Source organism: Enterobacter sp. 03-F-07-AD-ECC, from assembly GCF_047530935.1.
GTDB classification, from domain to species: domain Bacteria; phylum Pseudomonadota; class Gammaproteobacteria; order Enterobacterales; family Enterobacteriaceae; genus Enterobacter; species Enterobacter cloacae.
Genome location: NZ_JBLKBZ010000005.1, coordinates 138,221 through 157,327, shown reverse-complemented (window position 1 = coordinate 157,327; position 19,107 = coordinate 138,221). Strand labels below are relative to the sequence as shown.

20 protein-coding genes and 1 pseudogene are annotated in these 19,107 nt (G+C 53.4%); 10 read left to right on the top strand and 11 right to left on the bottom strand.

The genetic code is table 11. From position 1 onward, the window contains the following. Nucleotides 1–2 precede the first annotated feature (2 nt). The 3 genes from ACMWKA_RS10150 (at nucleotide 3) to ACMWKA_RS10140 (ending at nucleotide 3,859) form a co-directional block, all read left to right on the top strand. Nucleotides 3–581, top strand: coding sequence for a CoA pyrophosphatase (locus ACMWKA_RS10150; RefSeq protein ID WP_013096136.1), 579 nt, complete (start codon nucleotides 3–5; stop codon nucleotides 579–581). A 184-nt stretch (nucleotides 582–765) separates the two neighbouring features. Further along, nucleotides 766–2,130 carry an L-serine ammonia-lyase gene (gene sdaA / locus ACMWKA_RS10145; protein WP_038419892.1) on the top strand — a complete coding sequence of 455 codons (1,365 nt, stop codon included), beginning with the start codon at nucleotides 766–768 and terminating at the stop codon, nucleotides 2,128–2,130. 130 nt (nucleotides 2,131–2,260) lie between these two features. Further along, nucleotides 2,261–3,859, top strand: coding sequence for an EAL domain-containing protein (locus ACMWKA_RS10140; RefSeq protein WP_020690838.1), 1,599 nt, complete (start codon nucleotides 2,261–2,263; stop codon nucleotides 3,857–3,859). Between the two features lie 6 nt (nucleotides 3,860–3,865). Here ACMWKA_RS10140 and yoaE read toward each other — a convergent pair whose 3' ends face one another. Both yoaE and ACMWKA_RS10130 read right to left on the bottom strand, forming a co-directional pair. Beyond that, nucleotides 3,866–5,425: a CNNM family cation transport protein YoaE gene (yoaE, locus tag ACMWKA_RS10135; RefSeq protein ID WP_013096133.1), complete on the bottom strand. Its 1,560-nt coding sequence runs from the start codon at nucleotides 5,423–5,425 to the stop codon at nucleotides 3,866–3,868. Continuing rightward, nucleotides 5,413–5,571: a protein YoaL gene (locus ACMWKA_RS10130; RefSeq protein ID WP_372588456.1), complete on the bottom strand. Its 159-nt coding sequence runs from the start codon at nucleotides 5,569–5,571 to the stop codon at nucleotides 5,413–5,415. Before ACMWKA_RS10130 ends, yoaE begins: the two co-directional genes overlap by 13 nt. Nucleotides 5,572–5,886: 315 nt before the next feature. Here ACMWKA_RS10130 and manX point away from each other — a divergent pair, with 315 nt between their 5' ends. From manX to mntP, 5 genes are all read left to right on the top strand, one after another. Further along, on the top strand, nucleotides 5,887–6,852 hold the full coding sequence (gene manX, locus ACMWKA_RS10125) for a PTS mannose transporter subunit IIAB (protein WP_038419895.1): 966 nt from the start codon (nucleotides 5,887–5,889) through the stop codon (nucleotides 6,850–6,852). A 47-nt stretch (nucleotides 6,853–6,899) separates the two neighbouring features. Next, a complete protein-coding gene (manY, locus tag ACMWKA_RS10120) occupies nucleotides 6,900–7,700 on the top strand; it encodes a PTS mannose transporter subunit IIC (protein ID WP_003859914.1) in 801 nt (266 codons plus the stop codon). Nucleotides 7,701–7,712: 12 nt separating this feature from the next. Continuing rightward, nucleotides 7,713–8,564 carry a PTS mannose transporter subunit IID gene (locus ACMWKA_RS10115; RefSeq protein WP_414760168.1) on the top strand — a complete coding sequence of 284 codons (852 nt, stop codon included), beginning with the start codon at nucleotides 7,713–7,715 and terminating at the stop codon, nucleotides 8,562–8,564. Between the two features lie 54 nt (nucleotides 8,565–8,618). Beyond that, complete coding sequence (locus ACMWKA_RS10110; RefSeq protein ID WP_013096131.1) at nucleotides 8,619–9,077, top strand: DUF986 family protein; 459 nt, start codon at nucleotides 8,619–8,621, stop codon at nucleotides 9,075–9,077. A gap of 395 nt (nucleotides 9,078–9,472) precedes the next feature. After that, a complete protein-coding gene (gene mntP / locus ACMWKA_RS10105) occupies nucleotides 9,473–10,039 on the top strand; it encodes a manganese efflux pump MntP (RefSeq protein WP_013096130.1) in 567 nt (188 codons plus the stop codon). On the opposite strand, the gene rlmA is transcribed toward mntP, so the two are convergent. From rlmA to mgrB, 7 genes and pseudogenes are all read right to left on the bottom strand, one after another. After that, entirely contained in the window at nucleotides 10,036–10,851 is an 816-nt protein-coding gene (rlmA, locus tag ACMWKA_RS10100; RefSeq protein ID WP_038419898.1) for a 23S rRNA (guanine(745)-N(1))-methyltransferase, read from the bottom strand. The genes mntP and rlmA overlap by 4 nt on opposite strands. A gap of 67 nt (nucleotides 10,852–10,918) precedes the next feature. Continuing rightward, complete coding sequence (gene ftsI / locus ACMWKA_RS10095) at nucleotides 10,919–12,625, bottom strand: peptidoglycan glycosyltransferase FtsI (RefSeq protein ID WP_414760167.1); 1,707 nt, start codon at nucleotides 12,623–12,625, stop codon at nucleotides 10,919–10,921. Nucleotides 12,626–12,855: 230 nt separating this feature from the next. Then, on the bottom strand, nucleotides 12,856–13,065 hold the full coding sequence (gene cspE, locus ACMWKA_RS10090; protein WP_001062678.1) for a transcription antiterminator/RNA stability regulator CspE: 210 nt from the start codon (nucleotides 13,063–13,065) through the stop codon (nucleotides 12,856–12,858). A gap of 12 nt (nucleotides 13,066–13,077) precedes the next feature. After that, nucleotides 13,078–13,222: pseudogene (locus tag ACMWKA_RS10085) on the bottom strand (DUF2627 domain-containing protein). Between the two features lie 525 nt (nucleotides 13,223–13,747). Beyond that, nucleotides 13,748–14,737 carry an MBL fold metallo-hydrolase gene (locus ACMWKA_RS10080; RefSeq protein ID WP_075203482.1) on the bottom strand — a complete coding sequence of 330 codons (990 nt, stop codon included), beginning with the start codon at nucleotides 14,735–14,737 and terminating at the stop codon, nucleotides 13,748–13,750. 23 nt (nucleotides 14,738–14,760) lie between these two features. Then, nucleotides 14,761–15,051 carry a YebO family protein gene (locus tag ACMWKA_RS10075; RefSeq protein WP_023620462.1) on the bottom strand — a complete coding sequence of 97 codons (291 nt, stop codon included), beginning with the start codon at nucleotides 15,049–15,051 and terminating at the stop codon, nucleotides 14,761–14,763. Nucleotides 15,052–15,125: 74 nt separating this feature from the next. After that, nucleotides 15,126–15,269: a PhoP/PhoQ regulator MgrB gene (mgrB, locus tag ACMWKA_RS10070; protein ID WP_013096124.1), complete on the bottom strand. Its 144-nt coding sequence runs from the start codon at nucleotides 15,267–15,269 to the stop codon at nucleotides 15,126–15,128. A 159-nt stretch (nucleotides 15,270–15,428) separates the two neighbouring features. Between mgrB and ACMWKA_RS10065 the strand changes: the two genes are divergently transcribed. Further along, nucleotides 15,429–15,668: a YobH family protein gene (locus tag ACMWKA_RS10065; RefSeq protein ID WP_013096123.1), complete on the top strand. Its 240-nt coding sequence runs from the start codon at nucleotides 15,429–15,431 to the stop codon at nucleotides 15,666–15,668. Between the two features lie 66 nt (nucleotides 15,669–15,734). Here the strand turns inward: ACMWKA_RS10065 and kdgR are convergent, their stop codons facing one another. Further along, nucleotides 15,735–16,526, bottom strand: coding sequence for a DNA-binding transcriptional regulator KdgR (gene kdgR, locus ACMWKA_RS10060; RefSeq protein WP_013096122.1), 792 nt, complete (start codon nucleotides 16,524–16,526; stop codon nucleotides 15,735–15,737). 178 nt (nucleotides 16,527–16,704) lie between these two features. Here kdgR and ACMWKA_RS10055 point away from each other — a divergent pair, with 178 nt between their 5' ends. Continuing rightward, the gene (locus ACMWKA_RS10055) at nucleotides 16,705–18,078 is read left to right on the top strand and encodes an MFS transporter (RefSeq protein ID WP_058680167.1); all 1,374 of its coding nucleotides are present in this window, start codon (nucleotides 16,705–16,707) and stop codon (nucleotides 18,076–18,078) included. Nucleotides 18,079–18,128: 50 nt separating this feature from the next. Here ACMWKA_RS10055 and htpX read toward each other — a convergent pair whose 3' ends face one another. Then, nucleotides 18,129–19,010, bottom strand: a complete 882-nt coding sequence (gene htpX / locus ACMWKA_RS10050) for a protease HtpX (protein WP_013096120.1) — start codon at nucleotides 19,008–19,010, stop codon at nucleotides 18,129–18,131. Nucleotides 19,011–19,107: the final 97 nt, after the last annotated feature.

The window sequence follows — 19,107 nt, the reverse complement described above, 5'->3', positions numbered from 1 at the left end:
GGGTGGAGAGAGAGAACCTGACGCTGGATGATTTTCTGTCGCGCTTTCAGCTTTTGCGGCCACAGGTGAGCCGCGAAGCGCTTAATCAACGTCAGGCGGCGGTGCTGATCCCCGTGGTGCGTCGTGAGCAGCCCGGTTTGCTGCTGACCCAGCGCTCCCCTCATTTACGCAAACATGCCGGTCAGGTCGCTTTCCCCGGCGGCGCGGTAGACAGCAGCGATGCCTCGCTGATTGCCGCGGCGCTGCGTGAAGCGCAGGAAGAGGTGGCTATCCCACCGGAGGCCGTCGAGATTGTCGGCGTCCTCCCGCCGGTGGACAGCGTGACCGGTTTCCAGGTGACGCCGGTGGTGGGCATTATCCCGCCCGGCCTTCAGTATCACGCCAGTGTTGATGAGGTGTCTGCGGTGTTTGAAATGCCACTAGAAGAAGCCCTTCGCCTCAGTCGCTATCACCCGCTGGATATTCAGCGCCGTGGGCACGATCATCGGGTCTGGTTGTCCTGGTATCAGCATTATTTTGTCTGGGGCATGACGGCGGGCATCATTCGTGAACTGGCTCTGCAAATCGGCCTGAAGCCTTGACTATACTTTACATTCCACCCTCTTTTGTCAGGTTTGCGATCGGCGTCGCGCTATTAGCAAAACCATCGTTAACCATTAGTTTAATTCATGTGAATAGTTAAGCCGAGGTCGATGTTCCCTCTTACACTATGCGCAGTTATAACATCGTTACTGGAACCCCGGTAACCCTGTCAGGAGTGTGAAAGTGATTAGTATATTCGACATGTTCAAAGTGGGAATTGGCCCTTCGTCTTCCCATACTGTTGGGCCGATGAAGGCCGGTAAACAGTTCGTCGATGATCTGGTCGAAAAAGGATTACTGGAAAGCGTTACCCGTGTCGCCGTGGATGTCTACGGCTCACTGTCATTAACGGGTAAAGGCCACCACACCGATATCGCCATTATTATGGGTCTGGCGGGCAATATGCCGGACACTGTAGATATTGATGCCATCCCGGCATTCATCCGTGACGTGGAAGCGCGCGGTCGTCTGCTGCTGGCTAACGGCCAGCACGAAGTGGATTTCCCGCAGGATGACGGGATGCGTTTTCGTAGCGACAACCTGCCGCTGCATGAAAACGGCATGACCATCCATGCATGGAATGGCGAAAAAGAGATTTACAGCAAAACGTACTACTCCATCGGCGGTGGATTCATCGTGGATGAAGAGCATTTCGGTAAAGAGAGCACCGGCGACGTCAACGTGCCGTATCCGTTCAAATCGGCCACCGAGATGTTGGGTTATTGCAAAGAGACCGGCCTGTCGCTGTCCGGCATGGTGATGCAGAACGAACTGGCACTGCACAGCAAAAAAGAGATCGAAGACTATTTTGCAAACGTATGGCAGACCATGCGCGCCTGTATCGATCGCGGGATGAACACCGAAGGCGTGCTGCCGGGTCCGCTGCGGGTACCGCGTCGTGCCTCTGCCCTGCGCCGCATGCTGGTGACCACCGATAAATTCTCCAACGACCCGATGAACGTGGTCGACTGGGTGAATATGTTCGCTCTGGCGGTTAACGAAGAAAACGCTGCCGGTGGCCGCGTGGTGACGGCGCCCACCAACGGTGCGTGCGGTATTGTTCCGGCGGTGCTGGCTTATTACGATCACTTTATTGAACCTGTTACGCCAGATATCTACATCCGTTACTTCCTGGCGGCAGGTGCCATCGGTGCGCTGTACAAAATGAACGCTTCTATCTCTGGCGCTGAAGTAGGATGCCAGGGTGAAGTGGGTGTGGCCTGTTCCATGGCGGCCGCTGGTCTGGCTGAACTGCTGGGCGCAAGCCCTGAGCAGGTTTGCGTGGCGGCGGAGATCGGTATGGAACATAACCTGGGCCTGACCTGTGACCCGGTTGCCGGGCAGGTGCAGGTACCGTGCATTGAGCGTAACGCCATTGCGTCGGTGAAAGCGATTAACGCCTCCCGTATGGCAATGCGCCGTACCAGCGAGCCTCGCGTGTCGCTGGATAAAGTTATTGAGACCATGTACGAAACCGGTAAAGACATGAACGCGAAGTACCGTGAGACTTCCCGTGGTGGTCTGGCCATTAAGGTACAGTGCGACTAATACCTCCCCTCGCCCATCTGCAACGGATGGGCGAAATTTCCTTCTGATTCTCGTCGCCTTTCACTTTCCCCACTACACTTTCACTGTTGCGTCTGGCTTTTGGGGCTGGAGGTGTATCAGGCGACCGTTCATGCAAACCGCACAAACGATCATTAAAAACTATCGCCGAAAACGCGTTATCGTCTGCGTGACGGTTGCGCTCCTTACGCTCATCCTGACGTTGGGCATTCGATTTATTTCACAGCGCAATGTTAATCAACAACGCATTGTCGATTTCGCCAGCCATACCGTTCGCTCACTTGAAAACGTCCTGCTTTCTCTGGATAACCGCCGACCGGAGTTGTTGGGTCTTGTCGGCCAGCCGTGCCCGCAGGCGCATCTGACTCTGCGTAAGCAGGCCGCCATTTTACAGACCGTCCGCTCGATTACCCTGATTAAAGAGGGGATCCTCTACTGCTCCAGTATTTTTGGCAGTCGCGCCGTCCCGGTTCATGAATTATTTCCCGAACTGCCGTCAGGTCTGCCAAAACTGATTTTATCGACCGATAAGTGGCTGCTTAAAGGCAGCCCTATTCTTATCCAGTGGCACCCGACGTCACAACGCGGTGAAGAGGGGGTGATGGAGGTGATCAATATCGATCTCATCACCAGAATGATCCTTGAGCCGCCCCGCCCGCTTATCACTGACGTGGCGTTAACCGTGGGAGATCGCTCTTTACGCTACGGTCAAGGTATTACCGACGCGCTGAAGTTTAATGAGGCTGACTCGCGAATAGAGGAAGTCTCTACACGCTTTCCATTTACCATCACGGTCAGTGGGCCGGGTCCTGGCGCGCTGGCACTTAAAAGCCTGCCGGCACAGCTGCCGCTGGGGTTAATGCTGAGCCTGGTTCTGGGGTATCTGGCCTGGCTGGCCACAGCAAACCGGATGAGCTTCACGTGGGAGATCGATATGGGGATTGCGGCGCGGGAATTTGAGCTGTTCTGTCAGCCGCTTGTGAATGCCCGTACGCAGGAGTGTATCGGCGTGGAAATTCTTCTGCGCTGGAACAACCCGCGTCAGGGTTGGATCTCCCCGGAAGTGTTCATCCCCCTGGCAGAAGAACATAACCTGATTGTTCCCCTGACCCGCTACGTGATTGCCGAGACGGTACGCCAGATAGGCTACTTCCCCTCCCACCCGGGCTTTCACATCGGTATTAACGTGGCGGCCAGCCACTTCCGTCACGCCGTGCTACTTCAGGATTTGAACCGCTACTGGTTCAGCGCAAACCCGAGCCAGCGGCTGGTTATCGAACTCACCGAGCGTGACGCGCTGGTCGATGCAGATTATCGCATCGTGCGCGAGCTGCATCGCAAAGGGGTCAAACTGGCTATCGACGATTTTGGTACCGGGAACAGTTCGCTCTCCTGGCTTGAAAAGCTTCATCCTGACGTACTGAAAATCGACCAGTCCTTTACCACCGCCATTGGAACCGATGCCGTGAACTCAACGGTGACAGATATCATTATTGCGCTGGGTCAGCGGCTGAATATTGAGCTGGTTGCGGAAGGGGTCGAAACGGAGGAGCAGGCGCGCTACTTACGCCGACACGGTGTTCATACTCTGCAGGGGTATTTCTATGCGCGGCCGATGCCGCTGCGGGATTTTCCACAATGGCTGGCGGAGAGTTCACCTCCGCCAGCGCATCATAACGGGCACATCGTGCCCTTAATGCCGTTGCGTTAAGAAGCGTTACTCATCTTCGTCGTGCACGGATTGCTCTTTAACAATACGCACCATATCAACGCGATAGTCGTTGGCTTCAACAATGGTAATGCTCAGCGGGGGCAGTTCGATCACATCCCCCACGCGCGGGATCTGCCCGTTCACGGCGATGACCAGACCGGCCACAGTGGCAATGTCTTCTTCATCGTTGACCACGTTTTCCAGCCCCAGCGTATGCGAAAGCGCGTGCAGGTCAGTGGTACCTTTCACCAGCCAGCCTTCACCATCGGCCACGATTTCCGGTGTTTCGTCCTCATCCGGGAACTCACCGGCAATGGCTTCAAGCACGTCCAGCGGCGTGACCAGCCCCTGCACCACACCAAACTCGTTGGTAACAATCACGAAGCTGCCGCGGGCACGGCGCAGAACGCCAAGCAGGTTGATGGGGTCCAGCGTTTCCGGTACCACGATAGCCGGGGAGGCGGCGGCGATGGCTTCGACGTCAACGCCCTCTTCCAGCGCGACCAGCATCTCTTTGGCACGCACGACACCGATGATCTCATCCAGCTCACCACGACACACCGGGAACAGGCTGTGCGGTGAAGAGAGCAGCTGCTGACGAATTTCATCAACGCTCAACCGGGAATCTACCCAGCTGATCTCGCCGCGCGGGGTCATGATGCCGCGCAGCGAACGGGAGGCCAGGGAGAGAACGCCGTTAATCATATAACGCTCTTCTTCCACAAATGCCCCTTCCGGCACCGGAACCGGGTTACGGTTCTCGGTGTCACTCTGCACATTCACCTGACGGCGACCGCCCATCAGGCGCAGGATGGCATCCGCGGTGCGGGCACGCAGCGGCTGATTGGACTGCTGCTTAATAAAGTTACGGCGTGCAATCTGGTTAAACAGTTCGATCAGGATCGAGAAGCCAATCGCGGCATACAGATAACCTTTCGGAATATGGAAACCGAAACCTTCCGCAACGAGGCTCAGACCGATCATCAGCAGGAAGCTCAGACACAGCACCACGACCGTCGGATGTTGGTTCACAAAGCGGGTCAGCGGTTTAGACGCCAGCAGCATAACTGCCATGGCGATAACCACCGCCGCCATCATCACCGGGAGATGGTTCACCATACCCACCGCTGTGATCACCGCATCAAGCGAGAAGACAGCATCCAGCACCACGATCTGCAGCACCACAACCCAGAAGCTGGCATAGCCTTTGCCATGACCATCGTCGTGCTGACGGTTCTCCAGCCGCTCGTGCAGTTCTGTCGTTGCTTTAAAGAGCAGGAATATCCCCCCGAGCAGCATGATCAAATCGCGGCCAGAGAAGGTGAAATCCATGACGGTAAAGAGCGGTTTTGTCAGGGTGACCATCCATGAGATCACGGACAGCAGCGCCAGACGCATAACCAGCGCCAGCGAGAGGCCGATCAGACGCGCTTTATCACGCTGTTTTGGCGGCAGTTTGTCCGCGAGGATGGCAATAAACACCAGGTTATCAATGCCGAGAACGATCTCCAGCACCACCAGCGTGAGCAATCCCACCCAGATTGACGGGTCCATTAAGAATTCCATGACAAGCTCCTGCTAAAGGAATGACGAAACGGTGCCCCACTCAATGTGGGCAAAACAGCGGTAAACAGAGTCGATACGTGGCGAGGATCGCCGGTGAAAAAGGCGCGAAGTGGCCTGATAGATGACTGACGTCGGTGACGGTCCATATAGTGGGCTGTAGCCCTATACTCCTGATCAATTAAACGGAGGCTAAACATATCAGAGACATTACGTTTTTAGCAAAGATTTACGTTCCTTTGCAAAAACGTGAAAAGGCAGAATTTGTGTTGAGTAATTTCTGATTTTCGAAACCTAAATTACGGATCTTCATCACATAAATTATTTTTTCACTATCTAAAATAATTCGCGTAAGTCTGAGCTTTTTTAACTCTAACCCTTATCTGAATCGATTCGGTTCGCCAATACGATTCTCAGTACGTCTGCCTGGCAGAGGTATTAATGATAATAAAAGGAGGTAGCAAGTGACCATTGCTATTGTCATAGGCACACATGGTTGGGCTGCAGAGCAGCTACTCAAAACAGCAGAGATGCTGTTGGGCGAGCAGGAAAACGTCGGCTGGATCGATTTCGTTCCCGGTGAAAACGCCGAGACGCTGATTGAGAAATACACGGCTCAACTGTCGAAGCTGGATACCAGCAAAGGCGTGCTGTTTCTCGTTGATACATGGGGCGGCAGCCCGTTCAACGCTGCCAGCCGCATTGTCGTCGATAAAGAGCACTATGAAGTTGTCGCCGGGGTCAATATCCCGATGCTGGTGGAAACCTTCATGGCACGCGACGACAACCCGGCTTTTGATGAGCTGGTTGCCCTGGCGGTCGAAACCGGTCGCGAAGGCGTGAAAGCGCTGAAGGCACAGCCGGTTGAGAAACCCGCACCGGCGGCTGCCGCGGCACCGAAAGCCGCTGCCCCCGCAAAACCGATGGGCCCGAACGATTATATGGTGATTGGCCTTGCGCGCATCGATGACCGTTTAATTCACGGCCAGGTGGCAACGCGCTGGACCAAAGAGACCAACGTTCAACGTATTATCGTGGTCAGCGACGAAGTGGCCGCCGACACGGTGCGTAAAACCCTCCTCACCCAGGTTGCTCCTCCGGGCGTTACCGCGCACGTGGTGGATGTCGCCAAGATGATCCGCGTCTATAACAACCCGAAATATGCCGGTGAACGTGTGATGCTTCTGTTCACTAACCCGACAGACGTCGAGCGCATTGTTGAAGGCGGCGTGAAAATCACCTCCGTGAACATTGGTGGTATGGCTTTCCGTCAGGGCAAAACGCAGGTCAACAACGCGATTTCAGTCGATGCGAAAGATATCGAGGCATTTAACAAGTTGAATGCTCGCGGTATTGAACTGGAAGCCCGTAAGGTTTCCACGGACCCGAAACTGAAAATGATGGATTTGATCGGCAAAGTTGGGAAATAAGCCCGCGCCGGTTTTTCACATAAAGATTATGCAATAGGAGAAGTACAATGGAGATTACCACTCTTCAGATTGTGCTGGTGTTCATCGTCGCGTGTATTGCGGGTATGGAATCCGTACTTGATGAATTTCAGTTCCACCGCCCTCTGGTGGCCTGTACGTTGATTGGCGCCGTTCTCGGTGATATGAAAACCGGTATCATCATCGGTGGTACCCTGGAAATGATCGCCCTTGGCTGGATGAACATCGGTGCGGCGGTTGCGCCCGATGCCGCGCTGGCGTCCATTATTTCAACCGTGTTGGTCATTGCCGGTCATCAAAGCATCGGTGCCGGTATCGCTCTGGCAATTCCGCTGGCCGCCGCAGGCCAGGTACTGACCATTATCGTTCGTACTATCACCGTGGCTTTCCAGCACGCGGCGGATAAGGCGGCCGAAAACGGCAACCTCACGGCGCTCTCCTGGATCCACGTCTCGTCCCTGTTCCTGCAGGCGATGCGTATCGCTATTCCGGCCGTTATCGTCGCTATCTCCGTAGGCACCAGCGAAGTTCAGGGCATGCTCAACGCCATCCCTGAAGTGGTGACCAGCGGTCTGAACATCGCCGGTGGTATGATCGTGGTGGTTGGTTATGCGATGGTCATCAACATGATGCGCGCAGGCTACCTGATGCCATTCTTCTACCTGGGCTTCGTAACCGCGGCGTTCACCAACTTCAACCTGGTTGCTCTGGGTGTGATTGGTGCGGTAATGGCAATTCTCTACATCCAGCTCAGCCCGAAATATAACCGCGTTGCGGGTGCCCCAGCGCAGGCTGCTGGTAATAACGATCTCGATAACGAACTGGACTAACAGGTGAGCGAAATGGTTGATATGACTAAAACTACCCCTGAGAAGAAACTCACTCCGGGTGATATTCGTGGCGTGTTCATCCGTTCTAACCTGTTTCAGGGTTCATGGAACTTCGAACGTATGCAGGCCCTGGGCTTCTGCTTCTCCATGGTACCGGCGATCAAACGCCTCTACCCGGAGAACAACGAAGCACGTCGCCAGGCGATTAAGCGTCACCTGGAATTCTTTAACACCCATCCTTACGTAGCGGCACCGGTACTGGGCGTTACCCTGGCGATGGAAGAGCAGCGTGCAAACGGCGCAGAGATCGACGATGGTGCCATCAACGGTATTAAAGTCGGTCTGATGGGTCCGCTGGCAGGCGTAGGTGACCCGATCTTCTGGGGTACCGTTCGTCCGGTCTTTGCAGCGCTGGGCGCGGGTATCGCGATGAGCGGCAGCCTGCTCGGTCCACTGCTGTTTTTCATCCTGTTCAATGCGGTGCGTCTGCTGACCCGTTACTACGGCGTGACGTACGGTTACCGTAAAGGGGTGGATATCGTTAAAGATATGGGCGGCGGCTTCCTGCAAAAACTGACAGAGGGGGCGTCAATCCTCGGCCTGTTTGTGATGGGGGCGCTGGTTAACAAGTGGACGCACGTGAACATCCCGCTGGTGGTTTCAACCATCACCGGACAGGATGGGCAAACCCGTGTGACCACCGTGCAGACCATCCTTGACCAGCTGATGCCTGGCCTGGTGCCGCTGCTGTTGACCTTCGCCTGTATGTGGCTGCTGCGTAAGAAAGTGAACCCGCTGTGGATCATCGTTGGCTTCTTCGTCATCGGTATCGCGGGCTACGCTGTTGGTCTGTTGGGCCTGTAAAGCTTTATGTTATACGCCGGGGGCTTGCCCCCGGTTTTTTTATCTGGAGGATGAATGACTGTCACGGACACCGTACTGGTTTTGTTTATTGTTGCCCTTCTGGCTTACGCGATCTATGACGAGTTCATAATGCCTCGCCGCCACGGCGAGACGCTGCTGACCCTTCCCCTCTTACGCCGTGGACGCATTGATGCGTTTATCTTCGCCGGTCTGGTGGTCATCCTGATTTACAATAACGTGACCAGCCATGGTGCAATATTAACCACATGGTTATTATGTGCGCTGGCATTAATGGCGATTTACCTGTTCTGGATCCGTTCGCCAAAACTCATTTTTAAAAAACACGGGTTCTTCTTTGCCAATGTCTGGATAGAATATAACCGCATTAAAGAGATGAATTTATCTGAAGACGGGGTGCTGGTGATGCAATTAGAACAGCGCCGCCTGCTCATTCGGGTCAAAAATATAGATGACCTGGAAAAGATATACAAATTACTCATTAAAACTCAATAAGTTATATTTATAGCATCGGCTATATTCCGTGTTAACGTTGCTCACGAAATATAGCCATAGCTATATTCCATTCTTTTTATCCTTCCTATTTTTTAACGCTATTTTTACGAATAAATCTAAATGAAAATCGTTATCAACAAGATAATAAAATAATACCCCGCTGTTGTTGTTTTATATTCTCAAAATATGTTAAGGTTGCGCCCGTCGTTGGGGAGTAGCTAATTTCCTGTACTCAGGAAATGTACGTGTCAACATACTCGTTGAAAAACGTGGCGCGTACGGATCGTTTTCTGCACATCATTGTGCGACGGTCAGGCGAGACCATAGATACATCAACTGCTGTTTACTGGGGGCAGTGATGTGTCATATGGATATCTCCCGGTCTGGACGCTTGTATGAACATCTCCGCCACCATTCTTCTCGCTTTCGGCATGTCCATGGATGCTTTTGCTGCTTCCATCGGAAAAGGTGCCACACTCCATAAACCAAAATTTTCTGAAGCGCTGCGCACAGGTCTGATTTTCGGTGCTATCGAAACCCTGACGCCGCTTATCGGCTGGGGCCTGGGTATGCTGGCCAGCCAGTTTGTACTGGAGTGGAACCACTGGATTGCGTTTGTGCTGCTGGTGTTTCTCGGCGGACGAATGGTGATTGAAGGATTCCGTGGCAACAGCGATGAAGATGAAGAGCCTCAGCACCGCCACGGTTTCTGGCTGCTGGTCACCACCGCAATTGCCACCAGCCTTGACGCGATGGCCGTCGGTGTTGGTCTGGCCTTCCTGCAGGTGAATATCATTGCCACCGCGCTGGCCATTGGTTGCGCCACACTGATTATGTCCACCCTGGGCATGATGGTTGGCCGTTTTATCGGCCCGCTGCTGGGTAAGCGAGCCGAGATCCTGGGCGGGATCGTGTTAATCGGTATTGGTGCCCAGATACTCTGGGCACACTTCGCGGGTTAACCTTCGCGCTGCCAGCAGTGGATGCTGAAATCCGTCTGGCAGCGAAACGTGGCCTGTGCAGCCAGCGTCTCCCGGACAGCCGGTTTTGCCCGCCAGGCAAACGGCGTCATTTGCAGTAACGCCACGGCTTCATCCCCTGTCAGATCCATCTCATACGCTACGGTTTCTTCCTGCCTGAGCACAAAACCAGCCAGTTGTTCTGAATGGGGAGCATGCAGGCGAACCTCGTCATAAATCAGCCCTTTCAGCTCCATCAGATGACGTGGTCCAGGCGTGACGGTTATCAACCACCCGCCGGGTTTCACCACCCGGGCCAGCTCTTCTGCCTTACAGGGAGCATAAATACGCACAACGGCATCCATGCTGGCATCTTCAAACGGCAGCCGGTGGCTTGAGGCCACGCAGAACATCACCCCCGCGTAGCGTTTTGCCGCTGCGCGAATCGCCGCTTTCGACACGTCCAGACCCGTCGTCTGCGCGCCCTTCCCGGCGGCAATCTCGGCAAACCTTGCGGTGTAATACCCTTCACCACAGCCGATATCCAGCAGAGCGGAGGCACTCTGCGTCAGCGTGTGGTCCAGCAGCTGCGCGACACTCTCCCTTAGCGGCTTGTAATGTCCGGCATCCAGAAAGGCACGTCGCGCCTGCATCATCTCTGCGCTGTCGCCCGGATCGCGGGAGCGTTTATGCTGTACCGGCAGAAGATTCACATACCCCTCTTTCGCCATATCAAACTGATGTCCCTGCGGACACGCATAACTTTTCTCAGAACGCGTCAGGCGCGCGTGACAAAGGGGGCAACTGAAGGGCATGACAACTCCGGGGCATAAATCAAAGGGCGAAGTGTACCGCTATTCGCCCCGTTATAAAACGCCAGGGTTAACGCATGACGATAAGGTGGCCGGAATCAGCCGGCAAGCCATCCGGTTTCACGTTCTCCAGGCGCAGCACATTCCCCATGATCTCACTGAAAACTGGCGCTGAAACGGCACCACCATAATAGGCACCGTTCTGCGGATCGTTTATGACCACCACCAGCGCAAAACGCGGGTCGCTGGCAGGCGCAACGCCTGCGGTATAGGCGACATACTTATCGACGTACTTGCCACTGTCATCAATCTTTTTCGCCGTACCGGTTTTGACCGCCACCCGGTAATCCCGTACCGCGGCCTTCACTCCTCCACCGCCCGGAAGCGCCACGCTTTCCATCATGTGTTCCACTTCATGGGCAATCTTTTCTGGCATGACTCTGTGGCCTATCACCGGCGGGTCGATACGGGTGATCGAGAGCGGGCGCTCAAGCCCATACCCGCCAATGGTGGCGTAGACATGGGCCAGCTGAAGGGGCGTCACCATCAGGCCGTAGCCGAAGGCAAAGGTTGCCCTGTCGAGTTGACTCCAGAATTTACGCTGCGGCAGTAATCCTGAGCTTTCGCCCGTTAAGCCCAGCCCGGTATTGGTGCCAAAGCCAAAGTTCCGGTAGGTATCGATAAGATGCTGGATGGGCATCGCCAGAGAGAGACGGGAAACACCGGTGTCGCTCGATTTTTGCAGGATCCCGGTCATCGTCAGTTCCGGATAGTAACCCACATCACGGATACGGTGACCGTCAAGAGTATACGGATGGGTATCAATGACGCTGTCCGGTTGCACCAGCCCCTGCTGCAATGCCGTCATCAGAACCAGCGGCTTAACGGTGGAGCCGGGTTCGAAGGTATCGCTAATGGCACGATTACGAAAATCGTTTAACGTTGCACCTTCACGGTTGTTTGGGTTGAAATAGGGATAGCTCGCCATGGCGAGTATTTCCCCTGTGGGGATATTGATCAGGACCGATGCACCCGACTCGGCTTTATTCCAGGCAACCGCATTATCAAGCGCGTCCTCGGTGATGGTTTGCAGACGCTCGTCAATGCTCAACTGGATATTATGCGCAGGAACGGGCGCCACTTCGGTCAGGTTTTCCACCACGCGTCCATAGCGGTCCTCCCTCACCTGCCGGACCCCGGCCTTCCCCATCAGCTGCGCGTTGAAGCTCTTCTCTACGCCTTCAATCCCCTGGCCATCAATATTGGTAAAACCGATAAGGTTTGCGGCCACATGGCCTGCCGGATAAAAACGCCGGGACTCATCGCGCAGGTTGATGCCCGGCAAATTGAGTTTATCGATCCACTGCGCCTGAGCAGGATCCACCTGACGGGCAAGGTAAATGAAGCGTCCCTGCGGATTACTGTTAATGCGAGATGCCAGCGTGCTAAGGGAGAGATGCAGCGCACTGGCCAGCGCCTGCCAGCGGTCATCAAACCCAACCCCACCTTTTGCCAGCACCGTTTTGGGGTCGGCCCAGACGGCCCTGACGGGCACACTCACCGCCAGCGGACGGCCTTCACGATCCATGATCATGCCACGCGGTGCATCAATCGCCACCTCACGCAGCGATCGCATATCTTCCTGTTTTACCAGATTGTCAGGTTTAATAATCTGCAGCCAGGCAACGCGTCCCAGTAAAAATGCCAGGCTGCAAAAAATAGCAAAACAGAGCAGAGCAAAACGTGCCGGGGTGAAACTGCCGGCACTCGGTATCATTTTCTTCTTCACCTGAACCCCAGGGCTGTTGAACAACGCCCTGATTTAACGGGAAAAGCCGCTGTGGAGGGGGGAAAACAGTGCTAATAATCTCGTAGCTTTGCAACAAGTTACTAACAGAGACAGGGATGGTAATATTTTGAAAGATAAGGCATATAAAAAAGCCCCGCGTTTGCGAGGCTTTATGTCTGAGATTGAAGTGCTACGCGCTTCAGTCAGCAGCGGTTCGATCAGATAGCAGTTACGTTAACTGCAGCTGGGCCTTTCTGGCCGTCCTGAATTTCGAACTCAACGTTCTGGCCTTCAGCCAGAGTTTTGAAGCCGTTACCCTGGATTGCAGAGAAGTGTACGAACACGTCTTTGCTGCCGTCAGCAGGAGTAATGAAACCAAAACCTTTAGACTCGTTGAACCACTTAACTTGACCTTTAATCTTTGCCATTTGCAAAATTCCTTAGAGTGTTTTCTTAGCCCGCAGGCATTGACTGAGATAAAACTGAGACATTACTGCTTGAGGCACTAATATAAGGTTCGGCAGAGAAGCGGTATTCAACGACAACGTGTTTACTCAGGACTTCTTTACTGAAAATGCCACACATAAACAGAACTGTACCTCGTTTGACCCAAAACGTGTTATCACACACTATGTTTAATATGGCAAGCCATTTTTAAACATGTCTCGATCCGCCGCACAAATTCGAACACAGCCTGTAAGGATTTGCACATTTATGCTTACCGCATACAAACCAGTCCTCGTCCTTATACAGACTCAACGTTGCTTTCACACCCGCTGTAATCAAAGACTTTTTTAACATAGCTCAATCATTACAATGCGTCCAGCAACCTACGAAAGAAAGCCGGAAACAGTGATTGATTTAGAACATTTTGTGAAAAGTTATGCTCAAATCATTGTAACGCAACTGTATTGTTACAAAGAAAATACACAGCTAATAAGCCCGGCCAAACTGTGTTAAAAATCACCAGATAATAAAAACGTTATGCACCAAAATAATGAAATTTTTATGACTCTGCCTCAAAAGAAGGCAAGCAAAACGTTTCGATAAAAATAAAACATTAGATAGTGGCTTTAATAGCAGAATATATGCAACAAATCATCGCTTCGCTTACAAGGATAAATATTCACCAATTTTCAGTATCCTGAAGGAATTATTAACCGGTGCTAAATTAACAAGCGCGTCAGTTAACTCTCTGACAGGTTCATCAAGTGATTCATCCGCCAGTTCAAACACGCCCCAGTGAATGGGAAAGGCTAAGGGACTTCCCAGTTGCTGCCACAATGCGACGGCAGATTGCGGATCCATATGGTGTACCGCCATGAACCATCTTGGTGCATAGGCGCCAATGGGCAACGCGGCGGCGTCGATTTTGCCCAATCGTTCCGGGATCAAAAGCAGCTCCGGAGAGTAGCCCGTATCGCCGCTAAACCAGAAACGGCGGTGTCGTCCCTCAAAGACCCAGCCACACCACAGAGAGCGATTGCGGTTCCAGAATGTTCGCATGCTCCAGTGCTGTGCCGGAACGGCGGTCAGGGTTATCCCCTGCCAGGTGATACTCTGCCACCAGTCGAGCTCAACGATGCGCCTTGCTCCCCGGCGGCGAAACCACTGTGCAAGTCCTAACGGCACGAAGAAACTGACATCGGGAAAGCGCTTCAGGATACGGCGAACGGTCGCGTCATCAAGGTGATCGTAATGATTGTGGGAGATAACCACTGCATCAAGCTGCGTGAGTTGTTCCACTGAGAGAGCGGGAGGCGTTCTGCGCAGGGGGCCCAGGAACGGTACGGGAGAGGCGCGTCGGGAAAACACCGGGTCGGTGAGAAGAGTATTGCCGTCCATTTGCAGCAGCATACTCGCATGCCCCAGCCACCATACCCCATCTTCATGAGGTTGATTAAGCGACACGGGCTGCCACCACTGGCGGATAAAGTCGTCATAACCGAGCGCAGGAGGTTTGGGCAAACCGGCTTCTTTACGCGCTTTACGCCAGCGCTCAAGGTCGCCGGGCTGATGCCCAACGGGACAGGTATTCTGAAAACCGTTCGGTGTGTGATGCTTCAGGGAGGCGTCATACCAGGGATTTTTCCAGACCACAACCACCTCCCAGGTCAGAAAGATTAACGCTCTGCCACCAGACGGATAAAGTCGTCTTTGTCGTCGCTCTCTTCCGCAGCAGCCTCTTTCGCCGTCTCTTTCTCTTCCGGTTCGTTGGCCTCACACAGACGGCGTAACAGCGCATTCTGACGCTTTTGCTGATCGAGCAGCGCTTCCAGCAGTTCGATCTGCTCGTTCGTCCGGGAGCTCGCACGGTTCACGAAAAACCAGATGACAAGTCCCACCAGCAAAACAACGACAGAAACCATCAGGGATGCCATATTCAGCAGCCCTGAATTCAGTAACTCACCCATTTCACCACCTCAATAAAAACACGCATTTTACCACTGGCGCGAAGGAAGGAAATCACCTGAAGAAAAAATGCCTGTTACCACGGAATAAACTTATTGATTGCGCAAACGCCGCTAAAAAACTGTACATCCTGATCGCACATCACATTGATCGTCTGCGTCCACAACACCACGCATGCAATCAGCACGATAACCAGAATTACCCAGCGTATTTTTTTCACTCCACACTCCGTCTTAACACCTGTTGCATACAGGTTATCACGGTTATCTTAAACAAGGACTAACTGTAACGCCTGTAAGCCCTTTTCAGAATCATGCACTTGTTTCATAGAGTAAACCGTTTAGTCTTGAGGCATGACAACAAAGATAAAGAGGCAATGATGCATTTAATCATTCGAACAATTATTGCACTGGCCGTAGTATGGATTGGCCTTTTATTAACCGGATATGGCGTGCTTGTGGGGAGCACCGAAAACGCAGCTGGATTAGGTATCCAGTGTAAATACCTGACCGCCCAGGGAATGAGCACCGCCCAGTACCTGCATTCTGATAGCGGGATCATCGGGTTAACCAACTGCCCGGTCCTGCGTAAAACTTCCGTCGTCATTGATAACGGTTAATTACCCTTTTTTACGACCGATAAAAAACGCCGCAATGTCTGCGGCGTTTTTTTATGCTGAGAGGGGTTAAAACGGATACGCGTTATAGCCCATCTGCTCAGAAATCTTACGCGCGGCGGTATGAAGAATAGCAACATACTCATGCAGACGCTCTTCTGAGAAGCGCAGCGTCGGGAAGGAGATACTCAAGCCCGCAATCACCACACCAAAGCGGTCAAATACCGGCACACCAATGCAGCGCAGCCCTTCTTCCTGCTCTTCGTTATCTTCGCCATAGCCCTGCTCACGTACCTTATCAAGCACCGTCAGCAGTTCGTCCGTACTGGTGATGGTACGCTGGGTACTGCGTTTGTACTCCACCCCATCCAGAATCTGCTTCACTTCTTCACGGTCGCGCCAGGCCAGCAGAACTTTGCCGATAGCCGTGCTGTATAACGGATTGCGACGCCCGATGCGAGAGTACATGCGCAGGTTATACATAGAGTCAATTTTATGGATGTAAACAATGCTGTCTTCATCCAGAGCACCCAGGTGAATGGTTTCTTTGGTCAGACGAGAGAGCTCACGCATCTGGATATCTGCACTACGCACCAGGTCAACGTTTTGCAGCGCACGGGCACCTAATTCGAACAGTTTCAGCGTCAGAGAATATTTTTCAGACTCGCCTTCCTGCGCGACATACCCCAGTGACTTCATGGTTTGCAAAAAGCGATAAACGGTGCTTTTCGACATCATCACACGCTGCGACAATTCTGTAATACCAATTTCACGCTCTTCTCCGAGCGCCTGCAGGATGCCAAACACCTTCAGCACGGAAGAAACAGAATCGGGTTGTTTATCCAAATCTGCAATTGCCATTCATCACCTCATAGAGAGTGTTTTATAAAAATCAGAACCGGTTTTTATTATAAATTCCCGTCATGCCTGCTGCAATCAATCCGCGTTTACTTCGTTACAAATCTGCGACATAAAGCGGTTGTAACAGTGCTAAAATAGTTACCCTGAGAATAATTTCACACTGAGCTATTCATCCCACATGGAAAAAAAACTGTCCGATGGCCTGCCTTTACCCCAGCGGTATGGCGCTATCGCTACGATTATCATCGGTATTTCAATGGCCGTACTCGACGGCGCGATTGCCAATGTTGCCCTGCCTACCATTGCCAGCGATCTGCATGCCTCACCCGCCAGCTCAATCTGGATTGTTAACGCTTATCAGATAGCGATCGTGATCTCACTGCTCTCGTTCTCGTTTCTGGGTGATATGTTCGGCTACCGGCGGGTGTATCAGTGCGGTCTGGTTGTGTTTACCTTAACCTCCCTGTTCTGCGCCCTCTCTGATTCGCTGCATATGCTGACGCTGGCCCGCATTGCGCAGGGTTTTGGCGGCGCGGCGTTGATGAGCGTTAATACCGCGTTGATTCGCTTAATTTATCCTCAGCGCCATTTAGGGCGCGGAATGGGAATAAACTCCTTTATTGTGGCGGTATCCTCGGCCGCCGGGCCCACCATTGCGGCGGCTATACTGTCTGTCGCCTCATGGCAATGGTTGTTCGCCATCAATGTGCCGCTGGGTATGGTGGCCATTTTCTTTGCCCTGCGCTATCTGCCGGGGAACGGCCCCAAAAGCACCATGCCTCGTTTTGATATCGCCAGTGCGGTGATGAATGCGCTGACCTTTGGCCTGTTGATTACGGCCCTGAGCGGCTTTGCGCAGGGTCAATCACTCCTGCTGACCGTCGCAGAGGTTGCTGCTCTGCTGATCATTGGCTACTTCTTTGTTCGCCGTCAGCTCGCTTTACCTGTGCCGTTACTGCCGGTGGATCTGCTGCGTATTCCGCTTTTTTCGCTCTCAATATGCACCTCCATCTGTTCGTTCTGCGCCCAGATGCTCGCCCTCGTCTCTCTGCCCTTTTTCCTGCAGAGCGTAATAGGACGTTCGGAAGTGGAGACTGGACTGCTGCTGACCCCATGGCCGCTGGCAACGATGGTGATGGCACCGCTGGCAGGTTATCTCATAGAGCGAGTGCATGCCGGATTACTGGGCGCGCTGGGGCTGGCAGTCATGGCGGCGGGTCTGTTTGCGCTGGCGCTGCTTCCCTCGCAACCTACGGATCTGGATATTATCTGGCGCATGATCCTCTGCGGTGCCGGTTTTGGCCTGTTCCAGTCGCCGAACAACCACACCATTATCACCTCCGCACCGCGCCACCGCAGTGGAGGAGCCAGTGGCATGTTGGGTACCGCGCGCCTGCTGGGGCAAAGCACCGGTGCGGCACTGGTCGCCCTGATGTTCAACCTTGCCGGGCAGAATGGTAATCACCTTGCGCTCCTCACCGCAGGCGCACTTGCCACACTTGCCGCGATCGTCAGCGGCCTGCGCGTCACGCAGCCCAGCGTACAGGCGTAAAAAAAGCCGGGCGGAGTTACCTCCGCCCGGCTCAGACTGCATCTTCAGCGTTACTTCAGGTATTCCCCACTGCGCAGCGCTTCAATACGTTTATCCAGCGGCGGGTGAGACATAAACAGCTCGCTCAACGATTTTGATTTACCGTTGATGCAGAATGCCATCATGCTGTTTGCTTCCTGCGGCTCGTAGCTGGTTTTCAGACGCTGCAGGGCAGCAATCATCTTCTCACGACCAACCAGTTTCGCAGAGCCGGCATCCGCATGGAATTCACGGTGACGGGAGAACCACATGGTGATGATGCTGGCCAGAATGCCGAACACCAGTTCCAGAACCATTGATACCGCGAAGTAGATCAGCGGGTTACCGTTGCTCTCTTCACCTTCATCGCGGTTTCCACCCATAAAGCCAGCGGCGATCTGCGCCAGAATACGGGAAATAAAGATCACAAAGGTGTTCACCACGCCCTGAATCAGCGTCATGGTTACCATGTCACCGTTCGCAATATGGCTGATTTCGTGCGCGATAACCGCTTCGGCTTCGTCACGGCTCATGTTCTGCAGCAGCCCGGTACTTACGGCAACCAGCGACGCATCGCGACGGGCACCCGTAGCAAAGGCATTGATGTCCGGCGCATGGTAAATGGCAACCTGCGGCATGGCGATCCCCGCCTGCTTAGCTTGCTGCGCCACCGTATTCATCAGCCACTGCTCCATATCGTTGCGCGGCTGTTCAATGACCTCACCACCTACCGATTTCAGCGCCATCCACTTCGACATCAGAAGTGAAATAAAAGAGCCACCAAAACCAAACAGCAGCGCCATAATCAACAGACCCTGAACGCTACTCGACTGAATTCCTGTCAGGCTTAGCACCAGCCCGAATACCACCATTACCGCCAGGTTGGTGAGCAGGAAGAGCGCGATTCGCATCATAATTTTCTTTTAACCTCAGTTTAACAAAACGCACTATGCGATTACCCACATCGTATGGGTATTGTGGCTATTTTCAAGCATCCGAAGGGCGTAAGTC